Annotated in this window: 11 protein-coding genes; 6 read left to right on the top strand and 5 right to left on the bottom strand. The window is 69.6% G+C overall.

The window, feature by feature from the left end; translation table 11 throughout:
• Positions 1-12: 12 nt before the first annotated feature.
• On the top strand, positions 13-1,953 hold the full coding sequence (locus B7K21_RS07860) for a hypothetical protein (RefSeq protein ID WP_144016131.1): 1,941 nt from the start codon (positions 13-15) through the stop codon (positions 1,951-1,953).
• Positions 1,954-2,075: 122 nt separating this feature from the next.
• On the opposite strand, the gene pepN is transcribed toward B7K21_RS07860, so the two are convergent.
• On the bottom strand, positions 2,076-4,682 hold the full coding sequence (gene pepN / locus B7K21_RS07855) for an aminopeptidase N (protein ID WP_084074905.1): 2,607 nt from the start codon (positions 4,680-4,682) through the stop codon (positions 2,076-2,078).
• Between the two features lie 132 nt (positions 4,683-4,814).
• Here pepN and B7K21_RS07850 point away from each other — a divergent pair, with 132 nt between their 5' ends.
• The gene (locus tag B7K21_RS07850; RefSeq protein WP_159448453.1) at positions 4,815-6,164 is read left to right on the top strand and encodes a carboxylesterase family protein; all 1,350 of its coding nucleotides are present in this window, start codon (positions 4,815-4,817) and stop codon (positions 6,162-6,164) included.
• Between the two features lie 16 nt (positions 6,165-6,180).
• Here the strand turns inward: B7K21_RS07850 and B7K21_RS07845 are convergent, their stop codons facing one another.
• Positions 6,181-7,395: an MFS transporter gene (locus tag B7K21_RS07845; RefSeq protein ID WP_084074903.1), complete on the bottom strand. Its 1,215-nt coding sequence runs from the start codon at positions 7,393-7,395 to the stop codon at positions 6,181-6,183.
• Positions 7,396-7,588: 193 nt separating this feature from the next.
• Between B7K21_RS07845 and B7K21_RS07840 the strand changes: the two genes are divergently transcribed.
• From B7K21_RS07840 to B7K21_RS07825, 4 genes are all read left to right on the top strand, one after another.
• Positions 7,589-8,788, top strand: a complete 1,200-nt coding sequence (locus B7K21_RS07840) for an SPFH domain-containing protein (protein ID WP_084074902.1) — start codon at positions 7,589-7,591, stop codon at positions 8,786-8,788.
• 21 nt (positions 8,789-8,809) lie between these two features.
• On the top strand, positions 8,810-10,132 hold the full coding sequence (locus B7K21_RS07835) for a TFIIB-type zinc ribbon-containing protein (protein ID WP_084074901.1): 1,323 nt from the start codon (positions 8,810-8,812) through the stop codon (positions 10,130-10,132).
• Positions 10,132-10,479 carry a hypothetical protein gene (locus B7K21_RS07830; protein WP_084074900.1) on the top strand — a complete coding sequence of 116 codons (348 nt, stop codon included), beginning with the start codon at positions 10,132-10,134 and terminating at the stop codon, positions 10,477-10,479. The genes B7K21_RS07835 and B7K21_RS07830 overlap by 1 nt, the downstream gene beginning before the upstream one ends.
• A gap of 62 nt (positions 10,480-10,541) precedes the next feature.
• Positions 10,542-11,936 carry an MFS transporter gene (locus B7K21_RS07825; RefSeq protein WP_084074899.1) on the top strand — a complete coding sequence of 465 codons (1,395 nt, stop codon included), beginning with the start codon at positions 10,542-10,544 and terminating at the stop codon, positions 11,934-11,936.
• Positions 11,937-11,972: 36 nt separating this feature from the next.
• On the opposite strand, the gene B7K21_RS07820 is transcribed toward B7K21_RS07825, so the two are convergent.
• The 3 genes from B7K21_RS07820 to B7K21_RS07810 all read right to left on the bottom strand — a co-directional run bounded on the left by B7K21_RS07820 (position 11,973) and on the right by B7K21_RS07810 (position 15,064).
• A complete protein-coding gene (locus B7K21_RS07820; RefSeq protein ID WP_084074898.1) occupies positions 11,973-12,536 on the bottom strand; it encodes a DUF3558 family protein in 564 nt (187 codons plus the stop codon).
• Positions 12,537-12,668: 132 nt separating this feature from the next.
• A complete protein-coding gene (locus B7K21_RS07815; protein WP_084074897.1) occupies positions 12,669-14,096 on the bottom strand; it encodes an MFS transporter in 1,428 nt (475 codons plus the stop codon).
• On the bottom strand, positions 14,093-15,064 hold the full coding sequence (locus tag B7K21_RS07810; RefSeq protein WP_159448452.1) for an AraC family transcriptional regulator: 972 nt from the start codon (positions 15,062-15,064) through the stop codon (positions 14,093-14,095). The genes B7K21_RS07815 and B7K21_RS07810 overlap by 4 nt, the downstream gene beginning before the upstream one ends.
• Positions 15,065-15,126: the final 62 nt, after the last annotated feature.

Below are 15,126 nucleotides of genomic sequence, written 5' to 3'. Positions count from 1 at the left end.
GAGGAGAGAGAAGTGAATATCACAGTCCCCATGCGAGCGCGCCTCGCACTGCTCGCGGTGGCGGCACTCGTCATCGCCGTGCTGACGGCGCTGCCAGCCAATGCCGCGTTGCCCGCAGCCTTCACGTGGGACCCGACGGATGCAGATCCCTCGTCGGAGCTCAGTGACGGCGTGACCGTCGATCTCGGGTATCCCGACGAGGGCTCGGGCAACGACAAGGAGCTCGGCCCCAAGAACGGCGCCGCGACCAAGGTCGCCCCGATCAACCTCGCACCGCTCCCAGTGCTCGACACCTCCAACCCGAACCCTGGCACCGACTTCACCCGGGTTCTCATGGACTTCGCCACCGACGGCTCCGACCTGTGGGGCTACTTCGCGTTCAACATCGAGAAGTTCAGCACAGGCCAGTCGGCGTGGGAGTTCATGCAGGATCCAGCGCCGCCCGAGTGCGACTACGAGCAGAGTGACGACTACCTCAAGGCCAACTGCAACCCGTGGCTCCACCGCCAGGCCGGCGATTTCATCCTCGTCGCGGACTACCAGGGCAACGGGGTTGAGCTCGGCTACCGCGTCTGGGAGGACGATCCCGACGGGCCCGAGGGCGCGCTCAGGCTCGGTCCGCTCTTCGACATCACCGAGGAGTACGGCATCGGCTCCGTCGATGGCGGCTCGGGATGGGTCGAGATGGCCGTCAACATCACGCAGGCCGTGTACGGAGGAGCGCAGGACAAGTGTCTGACCATCGGAAACATCATCCCGAGCACCCTGACCGGCAACTCCGATGAGGCCGACTACAAGGACGTGGCGCTCGTCGACATCACCGACTACATCACGTTGCAGTCGTGCGGCTCGGTGAAGATCACGAAGATCCTCAATACGACCAACTCGTACGACGACCTATACAAGTACACGCTCGACCGCACCGGCGGCACCATGCGTTACGCGGACGACGTGACCACGGAGAACCCCGCCAACGTAGACACGGGTTACGTCGTCCCAGGTGCGAGCGGAGTCCCCGGGACGGCCGTGGTGGAGACCAAGCTCAAGGCCGGCACCGACTACACGCTCGCCGAGCTCATCGAGGCCGGAACCGATGGCACCGTGTCGACTGAACTCGTGAGCCTCGTGTGCACCACGAACGACGGCGCCGGCACGGCGTACACGCTCGTCGACAACACTCCTGGCTCTACGGCGACCATCTCGACGACGTTCCCCGTGGTCGCAGGCCAGACCACCTCGTGCGTCATCACCAACAAGGAGCAGATCGGAACCCTCAAGGTCTACAAGACCGTGGTCAACGACGACGGCCTGACAGCGACGGCGTCCGCGTTCCGCGTGGACATCACGGGGCCGAACTCGTACTCGATGCTCAACCAGGTGTTCGGCGACGAGACTCCGAGCGACGCTGACCCGCTGACCGGGTACCTCGAGTACACGGTGCCTGCAGGCGCATACGCTGTGACCGAGGACCTTGCGGATGACAGTCCGTACGACTTCCCAGACGGCTACTCCACGAGCCCGACCTACTCCTACGATGACGGGAACGGGCCGGTCGCCAGCTGTGCCAGCGTCGTGGTGCCCGCAGGAGGAACGGCCGAGTGCTACATCACGAACGCCGACACGCCTGCCTCGCCGACGGCGAGCACGACCCAGTCCTGGGTGCTGCACGACGCGGTGACGTTCACCGGCGTCAGGGCGGGCGCGTCCGACGCGCCGACTCAGGTCACGTTCGGGCTCTACACCACCGCGGACTGCACCGGCACGCCCGTGGGCACTGAGACCGTGACGCTCAACGCTGACGAGACCGCCGCGACCAGCACGGGCATCTCTGTGAGCGCGCCGGGCACGTGGTACTGGAAGATCGTCCGTCCCGCGGACGACTACAACAACGCGGTCACGTACTGCAACGAGACCACGACCATCACGGCCGACGACGACGTCGCCGGCGGGTGAGTGAGAGAAGAACTCCTGCTGACGCGGGGAGCTGAGCTCCGCTGAGGCAGTGCTGAGGAAGCACGAGGCCCGGGACCACTGCCAGATCCCGGGCCTCGTCGCGCGTGTGCGTCGCGCAGCGGCTACGCCTCGTACGCCGCGTCCGCGGCCTGGTTCACGAGCGACCGGCGCACGCCGTCCTTGCCCTCGATCACCAGACGCTTGAGCGCGTCGTGCGCGTCGGCGTTCGCCTCGAGCCACGCGAAAGCGCGGTCCTGCAGGTCCGGCACGCGGCCCGCGAGGAGGGTCGGGTAGAGCCCCTCGATCAGGTTGGTCGCCATCTCGTTCGTCTTGTCCTTGTAGATGCGGCGCAGCATCGAGAAGTACTGGTCGACGAAGGGCTCGAGCACGTGCACGTCATGCACGTGGTTGAAGCCCGCGGTGGCAGCGAACTGCAGTGCGTTGGGCAGATCCTCGCCCTCGGGGGCGTTCACGAGCGCGTCCCACGCGGCCTGCTTGCCCTCGGGCGTGGGCAGTGCGGCGCGGGCGTGCGCGGCGCGGCGCTGGCCCGACGCGGTGGCGTCCTTGGACAGCTGCAGCTCGATCGCGACCTCTCCGGCACGGCCGCCCGCGACGAGCGCGGTCAGCAGATCCCACGCGAGATCCGTGTCGATGGGAAGGCCCTCGAGGTGGATCTTGTCGTCGAGGATCGCCTGCACGGTGTCGAGCTGCGAGCCCGACGAGGCGAGCGCCGCGAAAGCCTTGAGGAACTGCAACTGGTTGTCCGAGCCGGCCTCCGCGCCGAGTGCGAGCGACCACAGTGCATCGGCCGCATCCTCCGACACCTCGTCCGCCTTGGCGGGCGCGACGTACAGCGACAGTGCCGTCTGCAGCTGGCGCAGCAGCATCATGGTCACGGTCGACTGGTCCTCGGCGGCGATGCAGCCGAGCACCAGCGCGATGTACTGACGCGCGGGCATCTCGCCGTCGCGCGTCATGTCCCAGGCCGCCGCGAGCACCATGGAGCGCGGCAGCGCTTCGGTGAAGCCGCCCACGTGCTCGACGGCCGTCGCGAGCGACACCTCGTCGAGGCGCACCTTCGCGTAGGCCAGGTCCCCGTCGTTGACGAGGATCAGCGCGGGCCGGGCGATGCCGACGAGCTCGGGGATCTCGGTGCGCTCGCCCGCGATGTCCACCTCGACGAACAGCGTCTGCTTGAGCACGTGCTCGCCGGCGTCGTCGGTGACGACGTCGTAGCCTCCGATGCCGATGCGGTGGGGACGCTGCGTCGGCCACTCCTCGGGCACCTCCTGCACCACCGAGAACGCGGCGATGTCGCCGTTGCTGTCCTCCTCGATGACGGGTCGCAGCGTCGTGACGCCCGCCTTCTGCAGCCACACGTCGGACCACGACGCGAGGTCACGGCCGGAAGCGGCCTCGAGCTCGACCAGCAGGTCCTTGAGCGTCGCGTTCGCGTGGTGGTGCTTGCGGAAGTACTCCGCGACGCCCGCGAAGAACTCGTCCTGGCCCACGTAGGCGACGAGCTGGCGTAGCACGGACGCGCCCTTGGCGTACGTGATGCCGTCGAAGTTCACCTCGACGTCCTCGAGGTCCTTGATGTCGGCCATGATCGGGTGCGTCGACGGCAGCTGGTCCTGGCGGTACGCCCACGACTTCTCGAGCGAGTTGAACGTGACCCACGCGTCGGCGTACTTGGTGGTCTCCGCGGTGGCGAGCGTCGAGGCGAACTCGGCGAACGACTCGTTGAGCCACAGGTCGTTCCACCACTTCATGGTGACCAGGTCGCCGAACCACATGTGCGCGAGCTCGTGAAGCACGGTCACGGTGCGGCGCTCGATGCGCGCCTGCGCGGTCTTGGAGCGGAACACGTAGTCCTCGAGGAACGTGACGCAGCCCGCGTTCTCCATGGCGCCCGCATTGAACTCGGGCACGAAGATCTGGTCGTACTTCTCGAACGGGTAGTCCATCTGGAACTTCTCCTCGTAGAAAGAGAAGCCCTTCTGGGTGTCGTCGAGGATGACGTCGGCGTCGAGGAACTCGGCCAGAGCCTTGCGGCAGTACACGTTGGCGCTCAGCGTGCCCTTGCGCGACTCCACGGTGCCGGGCACCTCGTGGTACGGGCCCGCGACGATCGCGGTGACGTAGCAGGGGATGCGAGTCGTGGGGGAGAAGTCCCAGCGCGCGATGCCACGCTGCTGGCCCGCGTTGATGACCGTGCCCTCGACCTCGGTGCGGGTGGAGGGCGAGTTGGACAGCACGTGCCAGTGCGCCGGCGCAGTGACGTGGAACGTGAAGCTCGCCTTGAGGTCGGGCTGCTCGAACACCGCGTACACGCGGCGAGTGTCGGCGACCTCGAACTGCGAGTAGAGGTAGACCTCGTCGTCCTCGGGGTCGACGAAGCGGTGCAGGCCCTCGCCGGTGTTCATGAAGGCGCAGTCGGCGACGACCGTCAGCTCGTTCTCCACCTTGAGGTTCGGCAGCGCGATGCGGCTGTCAGCGAAGTGCTCAGCGGCGTCCAGCTCCTCGCCATTGAGGGTGATGCTCAGCACGGCGGGCGCGATGAGGTCGATGAACGTCGACTCCCCGGGGGTGGCGGAGAAGCGGACGGTGGAGGTCGAGCGGAACGTCTTCTCAGAGGTGGTGAGATCGAGCTCGATGTCGTAGGCGTCGACGGTGACGACGCTGGCGCGGGCCTCGGCCTCGGCGCGTGTGAGGTTGGTACCTGGCATGGATGGATTCTGTCACGCCCGGGTGACGTCGCGGTGGCCGAGTTCGCCCACAGGTGAACGATGCCCAGTCATCTTCCGGGCGTAGAGTCGAGGAGGGGGCGGTGAGGGCAGAAAATGCAGGGAGAACGAGCCATGTCCAGTGAAGACACGACGGTGGTCGAGACGGCGCTCGGACCGGTCGTGGCGCATCGGGACGGCGATCTGTGGCGCGCTCGCGGCATCCCTTACGCGACGGCGGAGCGCTACGCGCGGCCCTCGCCTGCCACCCCTTGGTCCGAGCCGTTCGACGCCTCCAGGCGCGCGTCCGTCAGTCCGCAGCATCCGGACGGGCTCATGGCCTCCGTCAGCCCCGACTACCTTGAGCGGCTCGGCATGGACGAGCAGTGCCAGCGCGTCACCGTCACATGGCCCGCCGAGCCCGCGCCCGACGCGGGGGACGGCTCCGCGCGGGGCCTCCCGGTCGTCGTGTGGGTCCACGGCGGCAGCTATCTCACCGGCGGCGGCGATCTCGACGGCTTCGACCCGGCGCTGCTCGCGCGTGAGCAGCGCGTCATCGTGGTGAGCGTCACGTACCGGCTGGGGCTGCTGGGTTGGGTCGGCGGCGGCGATGTCCCCGCGAATCTCGGTCTGCTCGACATCCTCGAGGCGCTGCGGTGGGTGCGGGCGTGCGCGATGAGCTTCGGGGGCGACCCGACCCGCATCACCGCGATGGGCCAGTCGGCGGGTGCGGACGCGATCGCCGCGCTGCTGACCGTTCCGGAGGCGCGCGGGCTCTTCCGGCGCGCGATCCTCCAGTCCGCGCCGCTCGGCATCGGAGGCCGACGCGACGCGATGTACCGCACGATTCTCAGGGCCGTCGACCGCCCCGAGCGTGACGGCGACCTCGACATCGACCGTCTTCACGAGGCCCACGAGCGCACCTATGCGGTCGCGCGACGGCATGGGCTCAAGGGGCTCATGCCGCTCGGTCCGCAGTGGGGCCACTACCCGCTTCCGCTTGAGCGCGAGCGGACGGCCGCCCTCGAGGAGGCCCGCGACGTCGACCTGATGGTGGGCCACATGAGCGACGAAGGTGTGCTTGCAGGCGCGGCCATCCCCGCGCTGGGGCGAGCGTTCAGGGCGCCGGTCGTCGGCGGGACGGTGCGCAGGGCCACTGCGGGCCGACTGCAGGAGGCCGTGTACGAGCGGTCGGCCGCGCGGCTCGTCGCATCCCATCGGGAGGCAGGCGGTCGCGCGGTGCACTACGTGCTCGGCTGGCGCGCCACCGGCTCCCGCATCGCGGACGGCCATGGCATGGACATCCCCGTGCTGCTGGGCGAGCCCGAGGCGTGGGTGCACGCCGAGGCGTTGAAGAAGGAGACCCCAGACAGGCTGAGGAAGATCGGCGCCGCGTTGCGGCAGGCGTGGGGCGACTTCATCCGGGACGGTGAGATTGCGCCCGCGTCGGCGACCGCGGCGTCGGAGTGGCTCACGCTGAGCTGAGCTGCCGCCGAGCGCGTCAGCGCTCCACGGGGATCTCCCGCATGCCGCGCAGCGGCGAGAGCAGCACGATCGGTACCGAGCCGAGGATGATCGCCGCGCCTAGCCAGAAGGCCGCCGGGACTCCTGCCCACGAGGCGACGGCGCCTCCCAGCAGCGCTCCCAGCGGGCCCGAGCCCTGGACCGCGAAGCTCATCGACGCGTTCATGCGCCCCTGCAGCTCGGGTGGGCACAGCTCCTGCCGGAGCGTGCGGCCCGTGACCGAGTACACCGTCACGGCTCCCAGGCTCAGGGTCTCCGCCAGCAGCAGCGTGGCGATGTCCCAGCCGCGCGGCAGCGCGAGCGACATGGGATAGAGCAGCGCTGAGAGCCCTCCCACCACCGAGGCGACCACCACGACGCCACCATCGCCGAAGCGTCGGGCGAGTGCGGGGCTTGCCGCGGCGCCCAGAATGCCGCCGACGCCCGAGACGCCGAGCACCAGGCCGAGCGCGAGTGCGTCGTAGCCCATGGTCCGCACGACCGCCACCGGCATCATCGTGACGATCGCCATCATCCCGATCATCGCGGTCGCGCTGCGCAGCAGGATGCGGTGCTGCAGCGGATGCGACAGCACGTACCGCAGCCCGTCGCGGATGCGCGGCGGCGAGGCGTGGACGTGGCGGCGCGGCTCGGGCAGGCGCAGTGCCGACGCCGCGGTCACCACGGTCGCCAGGGCCGCCACGAGCGGTAGCAGGGGAGCGGCCAGGAACCTCCCGAGCGCGCCGCCCGCCAGCGGTCCGACGGTCGACGACACGTGGGCGCCGGTCTCGATGCGCGCGTTCGCCGCGCCGAGGGTGCCGGCCGGGACCATGGCCGGCACGGCGGATTGCGCCACCACCACGTACGTCGTGGACGCGAGCCCCGCCACGAAGGCGAGCCCGAGCAGCCAGGGCTCCGTGAGCCACCCGACGCCCCACGCGACCGCGATCAGTGCGAGCGCGATGCCGCGGAGGGCGGCGCCAGCGGCCATCAGCCGCCGCGGCGAGGTGCGATCCGCCCACAGGCCCGCGGGCAGCGCCACGAGCAGCGGCGCGACGAACAGCGCCGCATTGATCGTGCCGATCCACAGAGGAGAGGCCGCGAGAGTCACCGTCGCGACGAGCGGGATGCCCATCATCGCGAGCTCGTCCGTCAGCCGCTCCGCCACGCGGCCCGTGACGAGCGCGCGCAAGGGGGACCGGGCGTCGGGCATGGCCACAGTATTGCCTGTGGCACCGACACGGCGGCGAGCCACGTGTGCGACGCCGTCCGAGGGTTGAGGTCGACCGGCGCGTCACCGGTTGTCACCGTCAGGGCGCTTGGATAGATTCGCTGAGCGGGTCCGGCAGGGCTCGGAGGGGAGCGGGCGGAACGCATCCGCCCGCGCGAGACGACGGGAGTCGACCGTGGGATTCATTCAGATCGCGCTCGGAGCGGGATGGGACGCGCTGAAGTCGTCCTTCGGGGACCAGTTCCTCGACTTCCTCGTGCCGCCCGCGAACATCGGCGACACCGACGTGCTGTTCCCCGCCGTGACCCAGGGGACCAACGCCGGACGCGGCCAGAACACGCGCGGCTCGGACAACATCATCACCAACGGCTCCGTGATCGTGGTGCCTGAGGGCTACGGCCTGCTCACGTTCCAGGACGGCGCGGTCACCTCTGTGGTCGCCGAGGCGGGCGCGTACCGCTGGGACTCGGACTCCCAGGACTCCAAGTCGGTGTTCTCCGGCGGCGGCCTGCTGAACTCGACCTTCACGACCTCGTGGGAGCGCTTCAAGTTCGGCGGGCGCCCCATGGGGCAGCAGCTCGCGTTCTACGTGAACCTCAAGGAGATCCCGAACAACAAGTTCGGCACGCAGAGCCCCATCTACTGGGACGACCGCTACCTCAACACCCAGGCGGGAGCGATCACGCGCGGCACCTACGTGCTGGAGATCGCCGACCCGATCCTGTTCGTCAAGACGCTGGTGCCCGCGAGCTACCTGTCCGCGGGCGCGCGTCCGTTCGACATCACGCAGACCGACAACCCTGTGTCCGAGCAGCTGTTCAGCGAGGTCGTCGGCTCGCTCGCCGGCGCGTTCTCGCGCTACGTCAACGACCCCGACAAGGGTCACCGCATCACCGCCATCCAGGGCGACTCGGTCGGCTTCGCGAAGTCGCTGTCAGAAGAGGTCGAGAAGAACTACCAGTGGACCACCGAACGTGGCCTGGAGATCAGCTCGGCCACGCTCGTCGCGATCGAGTACGACGCCGACACGCAGGCGCTGCTGTCCGACGTGCGCAAGGCCGACGCGCTCAGCGGCGGGCGCGCGGACACGTTCCTCAAGCAGTCGGTCGCGCGCGGCGTGGAGTCCGCAGGCGAGACCGGCGGCGGCACGGGCCTGGCCATGATGGGCATGGGCATGGGAGCGATCGGCGGCATGGTTCCCCAGACTCCCGGCGCGCCCGCAGGAATGGCAGCAGCCGCGGCCTCGCAGGAGCCTGCCGCTCCCGCCGCGCCGGACCCGCACGCGCAGCTCGCCTCCGCGAAGAAGATGCTCGACGACGGGCTCATCACGCAGGACGACTACGACGCGCTCAAGAAGAAGGCCCTCGGCCTCTAGCCCCGGAAGACGCCTCTCACCGTGAATCGAGACGACGACCTGCCCGACTTCCTTCCGCACGGCATCGTGCCCGGACTCGGCGCCGCGGGTTCGACCGCGGAGCCCGGACGGATGGCCGCAGGAGAGCCTGCCGAAGCCCGCGCCGACGAGGACCAGGTGGCCGCCGCGTCGGGCGGCGACAACGTCATCGCGACGCCTGACGGAAGCCGCGACGGCATCAACCGGTGCCCCAAGTGCGGGGCGAGCGACGTAGTGGAGCTCGAGGGCCGCGGCGAGTTCATGTGCGAGTTCTGCCGCCACCGGTGGGGTTTCACGCGCATCGACGAGGCCATGGGGCTGTCCGAGGGCATCGCGGACCTGCGCGGCACGCACCGCTCCACCGCCGCCGCCGACATCGCCTCCGACGACACCCTCATCACCCTCAAGTGCGACGGGTGCGGGGCGGACGTCATCATCGACACCTCCCGCACTTTGAAGTCGCGGTGCCACTGGTGCAAGCACACCCTGTCGCTCAACAACAAGGTGCCCAACGGCGCGGTGCCGGACGGCATCCTGCCGTTCGCGATCACGCGCGAGCAGGCGATGGCGAACATCGCCGCGTTCGTGCAGGAGCGCAAAGCGTTCGCGCTGCCCGCGTTCGCGGACACCTTCACACCCGAGAATGTCATGGGCGTGTACCTGCCCTACATGACGGTGGATGGCAACATCAGTGCGCGGCTGGATGGCATGGGGGAGATCCTGCGGCACACCACGCACTCCAAGGAGCGCGGCACGACGTATCACGTGGACCGCTACGCCGTGACGCGCGAGCTGGACATCGAGATCGACGACCTCATCGTCGAGTCCTCGTTCGACAAGGCGAACATCCACTCCGCGATGAGCACCAACAACATCATCAACGCGATCCTGCCGTTCGACGTCAAGAACCTGGTGCGCTTCGACGCGCACTTCCTGGGCGACGACTACACCTCGGAGCGCCGCGACATGGACATCGACGAAGCCGAGTCGATCGCAGGGGGACACTTCCTCACCGTCGCCCGCGGGGCCGCGACGCAGTCCGTCAGCCGCTACCGGCGAGGCGTGCGCTGGGACGCCGAGCAGGTGCGCATCGACGGCGCGCGCTGGACCTCCGCGCTGCTGCCCGTGTGGCTGTACGGGTACGTCGAGAAGACGAAGAGAGGCGAGGAGATCACCCACTACATCGCCGTCAACGGAAGGACTGGCTCCACGATGGGATCCGTCCCGATCAACCGCAAGAAGGCCGCCATGGCCGCGTGGGGCACCGGCATCGCCGTGTCCCTCGTGACGTGGCCCATCGGCTTCATGATTCTGGCGGCCTCGTGATGAGCGGCGACTCGGACTCCGGCCTCATCGGCCTGCTTCTCCTCGCGGTCGGGCCAGCCTCCGGCGTGGGCGTGTACATGTGGATCCAGGCGCGCTACCGCAACCGGGCGGCCCGCTACCGTCCCGACCAGACTGTCGCGTACACGGTCTCGAGCCTCACCGGCGACGACCAGCCGCGCGGGCGCTACTCGACGAAGTCGGGCAGCATCAGCGGTCGCAACGAGAACCAGCCCGACGCGCGCGCCTCCGTCTCCCGGATGTTCCACGGCGAGCTGCCCCAGCCACCTGACACCGCGGACGACGACGGCGAGCGCGAGGGAGACGCGGAGCCTCCCGAGGCTTCGTAGTTGCCGCAGCGCCTCGCAGTCGACGGCCGCTCGGCGTCCCGCGTGCGATCTAGACTCTTCCGGTGACCGAGACCGACGACACCCCCGCGCAGCGGCCCGCCGACTCCGGCGCAGCGCCCGCAGGCAAGGGACGCAGACTCGTCGACCTCGCCCCGCTCAAGGCGAGCCCGGCCTTCGCGCGGCTGTGGATCGGCGGCGCGATCGCGAGCATCGGTGCGCAGATGTCGATCGTCGCGGTCGGCCTGCAGATCTACGACATCACCGAGTCGACGTTCATGGTCGGGCTCGTGGGCGGGGCCTCGCTGATCCCCATGATCATCGCCGGGCTCTGGGGCGGGATGCTGGCCGACGTCTTCGACCGCCGTCGCCTGCTGATCGTCTCGTCGCTGGTCTCGTGGGCCTCCACGCTGGGCCTGGTCGCCCTCGCGCTGTGGGATGTCGCCGCGATCGCCGCAGGGGGTCGCGCTGAGGCGTGGCCATTCCTCGTCGTCACCACCGTCAACGCGGTCGCCGCCACCATCTCGGGCGCGACGCGATCAGCCCTCGTGGGGCGCATCCTCCCGCACGAGCTCGTCTCGCGGGCGAGCGCGCTGAACGGTATCTCGATCGGCATCGCGCTGACCGTGGGCCCTGCACTCGCGGGCGTGCTGGTCGCGACCTCCGGATTCGTCTGGACCTTCGCGATCGACGCTCTGCTGTTCACGGCCGGATTCCTGGGCGTGTGGATGCTGCCGGCGCTTCCGCGACTCGGCGAGAAGGCCGACGCGGGCTGGGCGATGCTCATGGAAGGCCTGCGCTTCCTGCGCCACGCGCCGAACCTGCGCATGAACTTCCTCGTGGACATCATCGCGATGACGTTCTTCCGCCCGTACGTGCTGTTTCCGGCGCTGGGTGCGACCCTCGTGGGCGGCGGGGCGCTCGCCGTGGGTGCCCTGACCGCCGCGGGCGCGGTGGGGACCATGCTCACGTCGCTTTTCTCCGGCCCGGTCGCGCGCGTGCACCGGCACGGTGTGGCGATCTGGCGCGCGAACACAGTGTTCGGTCTGTTCGCCGTGGCGTTCGGCGTGATCGTGCTCGTCGCGACGCGGCTCGAGCACGAGCCCGTGGAGGGCTGGGGAGGTGTCCATTGGCCCACGCTCATCGCCCTGTGTCTCGCGATGGCGGGCATGGGCGCCTCGGACGAGGTCTCTGCGATCTTCCGTCAGACGATGATGATCCAGGCGGCGCCCGATCAGATGCGAGGCCGCATGCAGGGCGTGTTCATCGTGGTCGTCACCGGCGGTCCGCGCCTGGGCGACATGTACGCAGGGGTGCTCGCCACGGCCGTGGCGCTGTGGTTCCCGCCGCTGCTCGGCGGCTTGGTGATCGTGGCCGCTACCGCGGTGCTCGTGCGCGTGCGCTGGAAGCCCGACCTGCGGCGCTTCCTCGACTACGACGCGCGCGAGCCGCGGCCGTAGGGTGCCTCAGCCCGAGCGTCGGGCTGTGGCGTGGGCTCAGAGAGCGGCGGCGACCAGCGCGGCGATCGCGGAGGTCTGGGCCGTGAGGTCCTCCCACGCGTCGGTGTAGTGCAGCACGTAGACGGCCATGCCGTCCTCGAGCAGGCCCACGACCGTGCCATCCTGTGCGGAGAACGCGCCATCGACGCCCGCAACGGAGACGTCCACCGTGGGGCCGTAGTACTCCTCGGCCCACGCGCGCTCCGCTGCCAGGTCGCGGTCCGTCGCGCGCAGCGTGAGCTGCACGGACGCGTAGGCCTCGCCGCTCGCGTTCCACTCGCAGATCGTCTCGGTCTCGCTCGAGAGGAAGCCGTTGTAGAGCCCGGCGCCGAACTCGAGGCCCACCGCGTCGGCGATGTCTCTCGCGCTCAGCAGGGTGCAAGGATCGGGCAGCTCGGGTGCGACCGCCTCCGCTTCGCGCGTCGCCTGCGCGGCCGCGTCCTCGACCACGTAACCCGTGGCCGTCGGCTCCGGAGCCTCTGCCTCGGCGGGCGAGCAGGCGGACAGCGCTGCGGCGCCCAGCAGGGCGAGGGCGATGGCGACGGACGTGCGGGAGCGCATCGGGCGATTCCTTGGAGAGGGTGGCCGCTGCGGTGCGGCGAGTCGAGGGAGGCGTCGACGGTGACGCCGACCGCGTCAGGATAAGCCCTTCCGCACCCCGCTGCCGTACCTGGGCCGCGTGTCAGGCGCGTCCTATGCGCGGGGCGGTCGTCCGGAAGGCACGACGGGTACGTCACCCATGCGCCACAGGGGCGACGCCATGAGGATGAGCAGGCCCAGTGCGTTGCCGATCCCGCCGATCCAGAACGCAGGCTCGAGCCCCCAGTGCTCGGCCACCACGCCGGACAGGAGCGCGCCGAGGGGGCCGATGCCCCAGATCACGACGCGGATCGACGCCGTCATGCGGCCGATCATGCGCGGCGGGCACTGCTTCTGTCGCATGGTCACCTGGACCACGTTGAACGACACGATGGAGAACAGGCCCACGACCATGCTGAGGGTCAGCACCGCGAGCGCCACGGTGCGAGGCAGGTGGAACGTGAGGATCGGCATCACGAACGACACGGCGTTGACGACGTAGGTGACGGGGATCGCGTGACCTGCGCCGAAGCGGCGAGCGAACCACGGTGCGGCGAGCGCGCCGAGGATGCCGCCTATCGAACCCGCCGTGAGCAGTAGGCCCCAGCCGATGGGACCCACCTCGAAGTGGCGCAGCACGAGCACGGGGAACATCGTGAACGCGACGGAGGAGAACAGGTTGGACACCGCGGTCGCGATCACGACTGGCCTGATGAACGGGTGGTGGAACACGAAACCCAGGCCGTCGGCGATCTCGCGGCGCAGCGTCGTGTCGTGCACGCGGGGAGGCGGCTCGTCGGCCGGGATGCGCCAGATGGCGAAGGCAGACACGAGGTAGCCGACGGTCGCGAAGATAGGCAGCAGGGGAGCGGTGAGCGCCTTCGCGAGCACGCCGCCGAGCCCTGGCCCTGCGGCGCGCGCCACCTCGTTCGTCATCTGCAGCCGCGAGTTGGCCTCATTGAGCTGATGCTCGGGCACGAGAGACGGAACGATCGACATGTAGGCCATGTCAAAGAAGACCTGCGCTCCCGACATGACGAGGGCGATGAGCATGAGCCAGTGGACCTCGAGCACGCCCAGGAGCCACAGCGTCGGGATGGCCGCCATAGTGAGCGCGCGTACGACGTTCGCAGCGACCATGACGGCGCGGCGCGAGACGCGATCCACCCAGGCGCCCACCGGAAGGCTGAGGACCAGGAACGCGATCCCTTCCGCCATCCCCAGGATGCCGATTTCGAGCTCGGTCGCCGTGAGGTAGGTGATCGCGATGATGGGCCATGCGACCTGCGCGATCTCCACCGCGACATTGCCGACCGTCTCGCCGGTCAGCAGCGCCATGTACGGGCGGTTGCGCCACAGCGACGGCGCCTGCTCGGTCTCGCTCAGGTCCGACGCGTCGGTCACCACCTCGGCAGGCTCGGCCTCGCCGGGGCGCGGGTCGATCGTGACGGCGCCGTCGTCGAGGTCGTCGCCGCTGAGAGGCGCGGGACGTGTGGACGCGACGTGCTCGGGGGCGGGGGTGTCGTCGGATCCGTGGCTCACTCGGAGCTCCCTTCGGTGCGTGCGGCGCGCCGGTAGGCCGCCGGGGACGTGCTGTGCGCGCGCCGGAAGGCGCGGCCGAAGCCAGCCCCGGATCCGTATCCGCAGCGGGCGGCGATTGCGGCGACGGTGTCGTCGCTCGTACGAAGCATGTGGGAGGCGAGTGCGAGTCGCCGCTCGGCGACGAGGCGAAGCGGGGTGGTGTCGGTGACCTCGGCGAACCGAGCGGCGAAAGCCGAGCGCGACATCCCCGCGCTTGCGGCCATGTCGGCGACGGTCCATGGCTCGGCCGGCATGGCGTGGATGCGCGCGACGACTGCGCCGATGCGCTCATCGGTCCACGCGCGAGGCGCCCCACCGTCGTAGTCGGCCTGCTCGAGCCAGGTGCGTGTCATGAAGAGCACGAGCAGGTCAGCGAGGCGGGTCATGACCTCATCAGAGGCGGTGCGCCGGTCGACGGCCTCGCGCACGATCATCCGCACGGTGGCGGGCACCCACAGGGAGGCGAGCTCGTCCTTGGGGAACACCTTGATGACCGGCGGCAGCTGGCGGAGGACCCGCAGGCCAGGCCCGGGAGCGATCTCGAGCGTGCCCATGAGCAGGCGGCAGCGGGGCCCCTCGCCGCGCTCGGCCACCGCGGCGAACGTGTCGGTGACGGGGTGGCGCAGCGGTTCGCTGGTGCTGCGCGGGGCGTCGACCGACGAGGCCACGTCGTGCGGCATGGTGCCGGGCACGAGCGCGAGCTCGCCCGGGCCGAGCGTCACTTCCATGCCCTCGATCGGAGCGACGACGCACTCGCCCTCCGTCACGACGTAGAGCCGGAAGCTCCCGGGTTCCTCCTCGCGACGATACCGCCACGGAGCTTCGAGCGATGCGTCGAGGAAGCTCGAGGATGCGAGGCGCAGCGAGCGCAGGGTGTCCCGCAGCTCTGGCCTGTCGCCGACGGGGGAGGCGGCGGGTTCCGGGGACATGCCCCGATCGTCGCGCACGAGGGTGCACAACGTCCACTTGGCTGGACGATGTGCACAATGAT

This window comes from Demequina sp. NBRC 110052 (assembly GCF_002090075.1).
Classification (GTDB): Bacteria; Actinomycetota; Actinomycetes; order Actinomycetales; family Demequinaceae; genus Demequina.
This window is presented reverse-complemented; position numbering and strand designations above follow the sequence as displayed.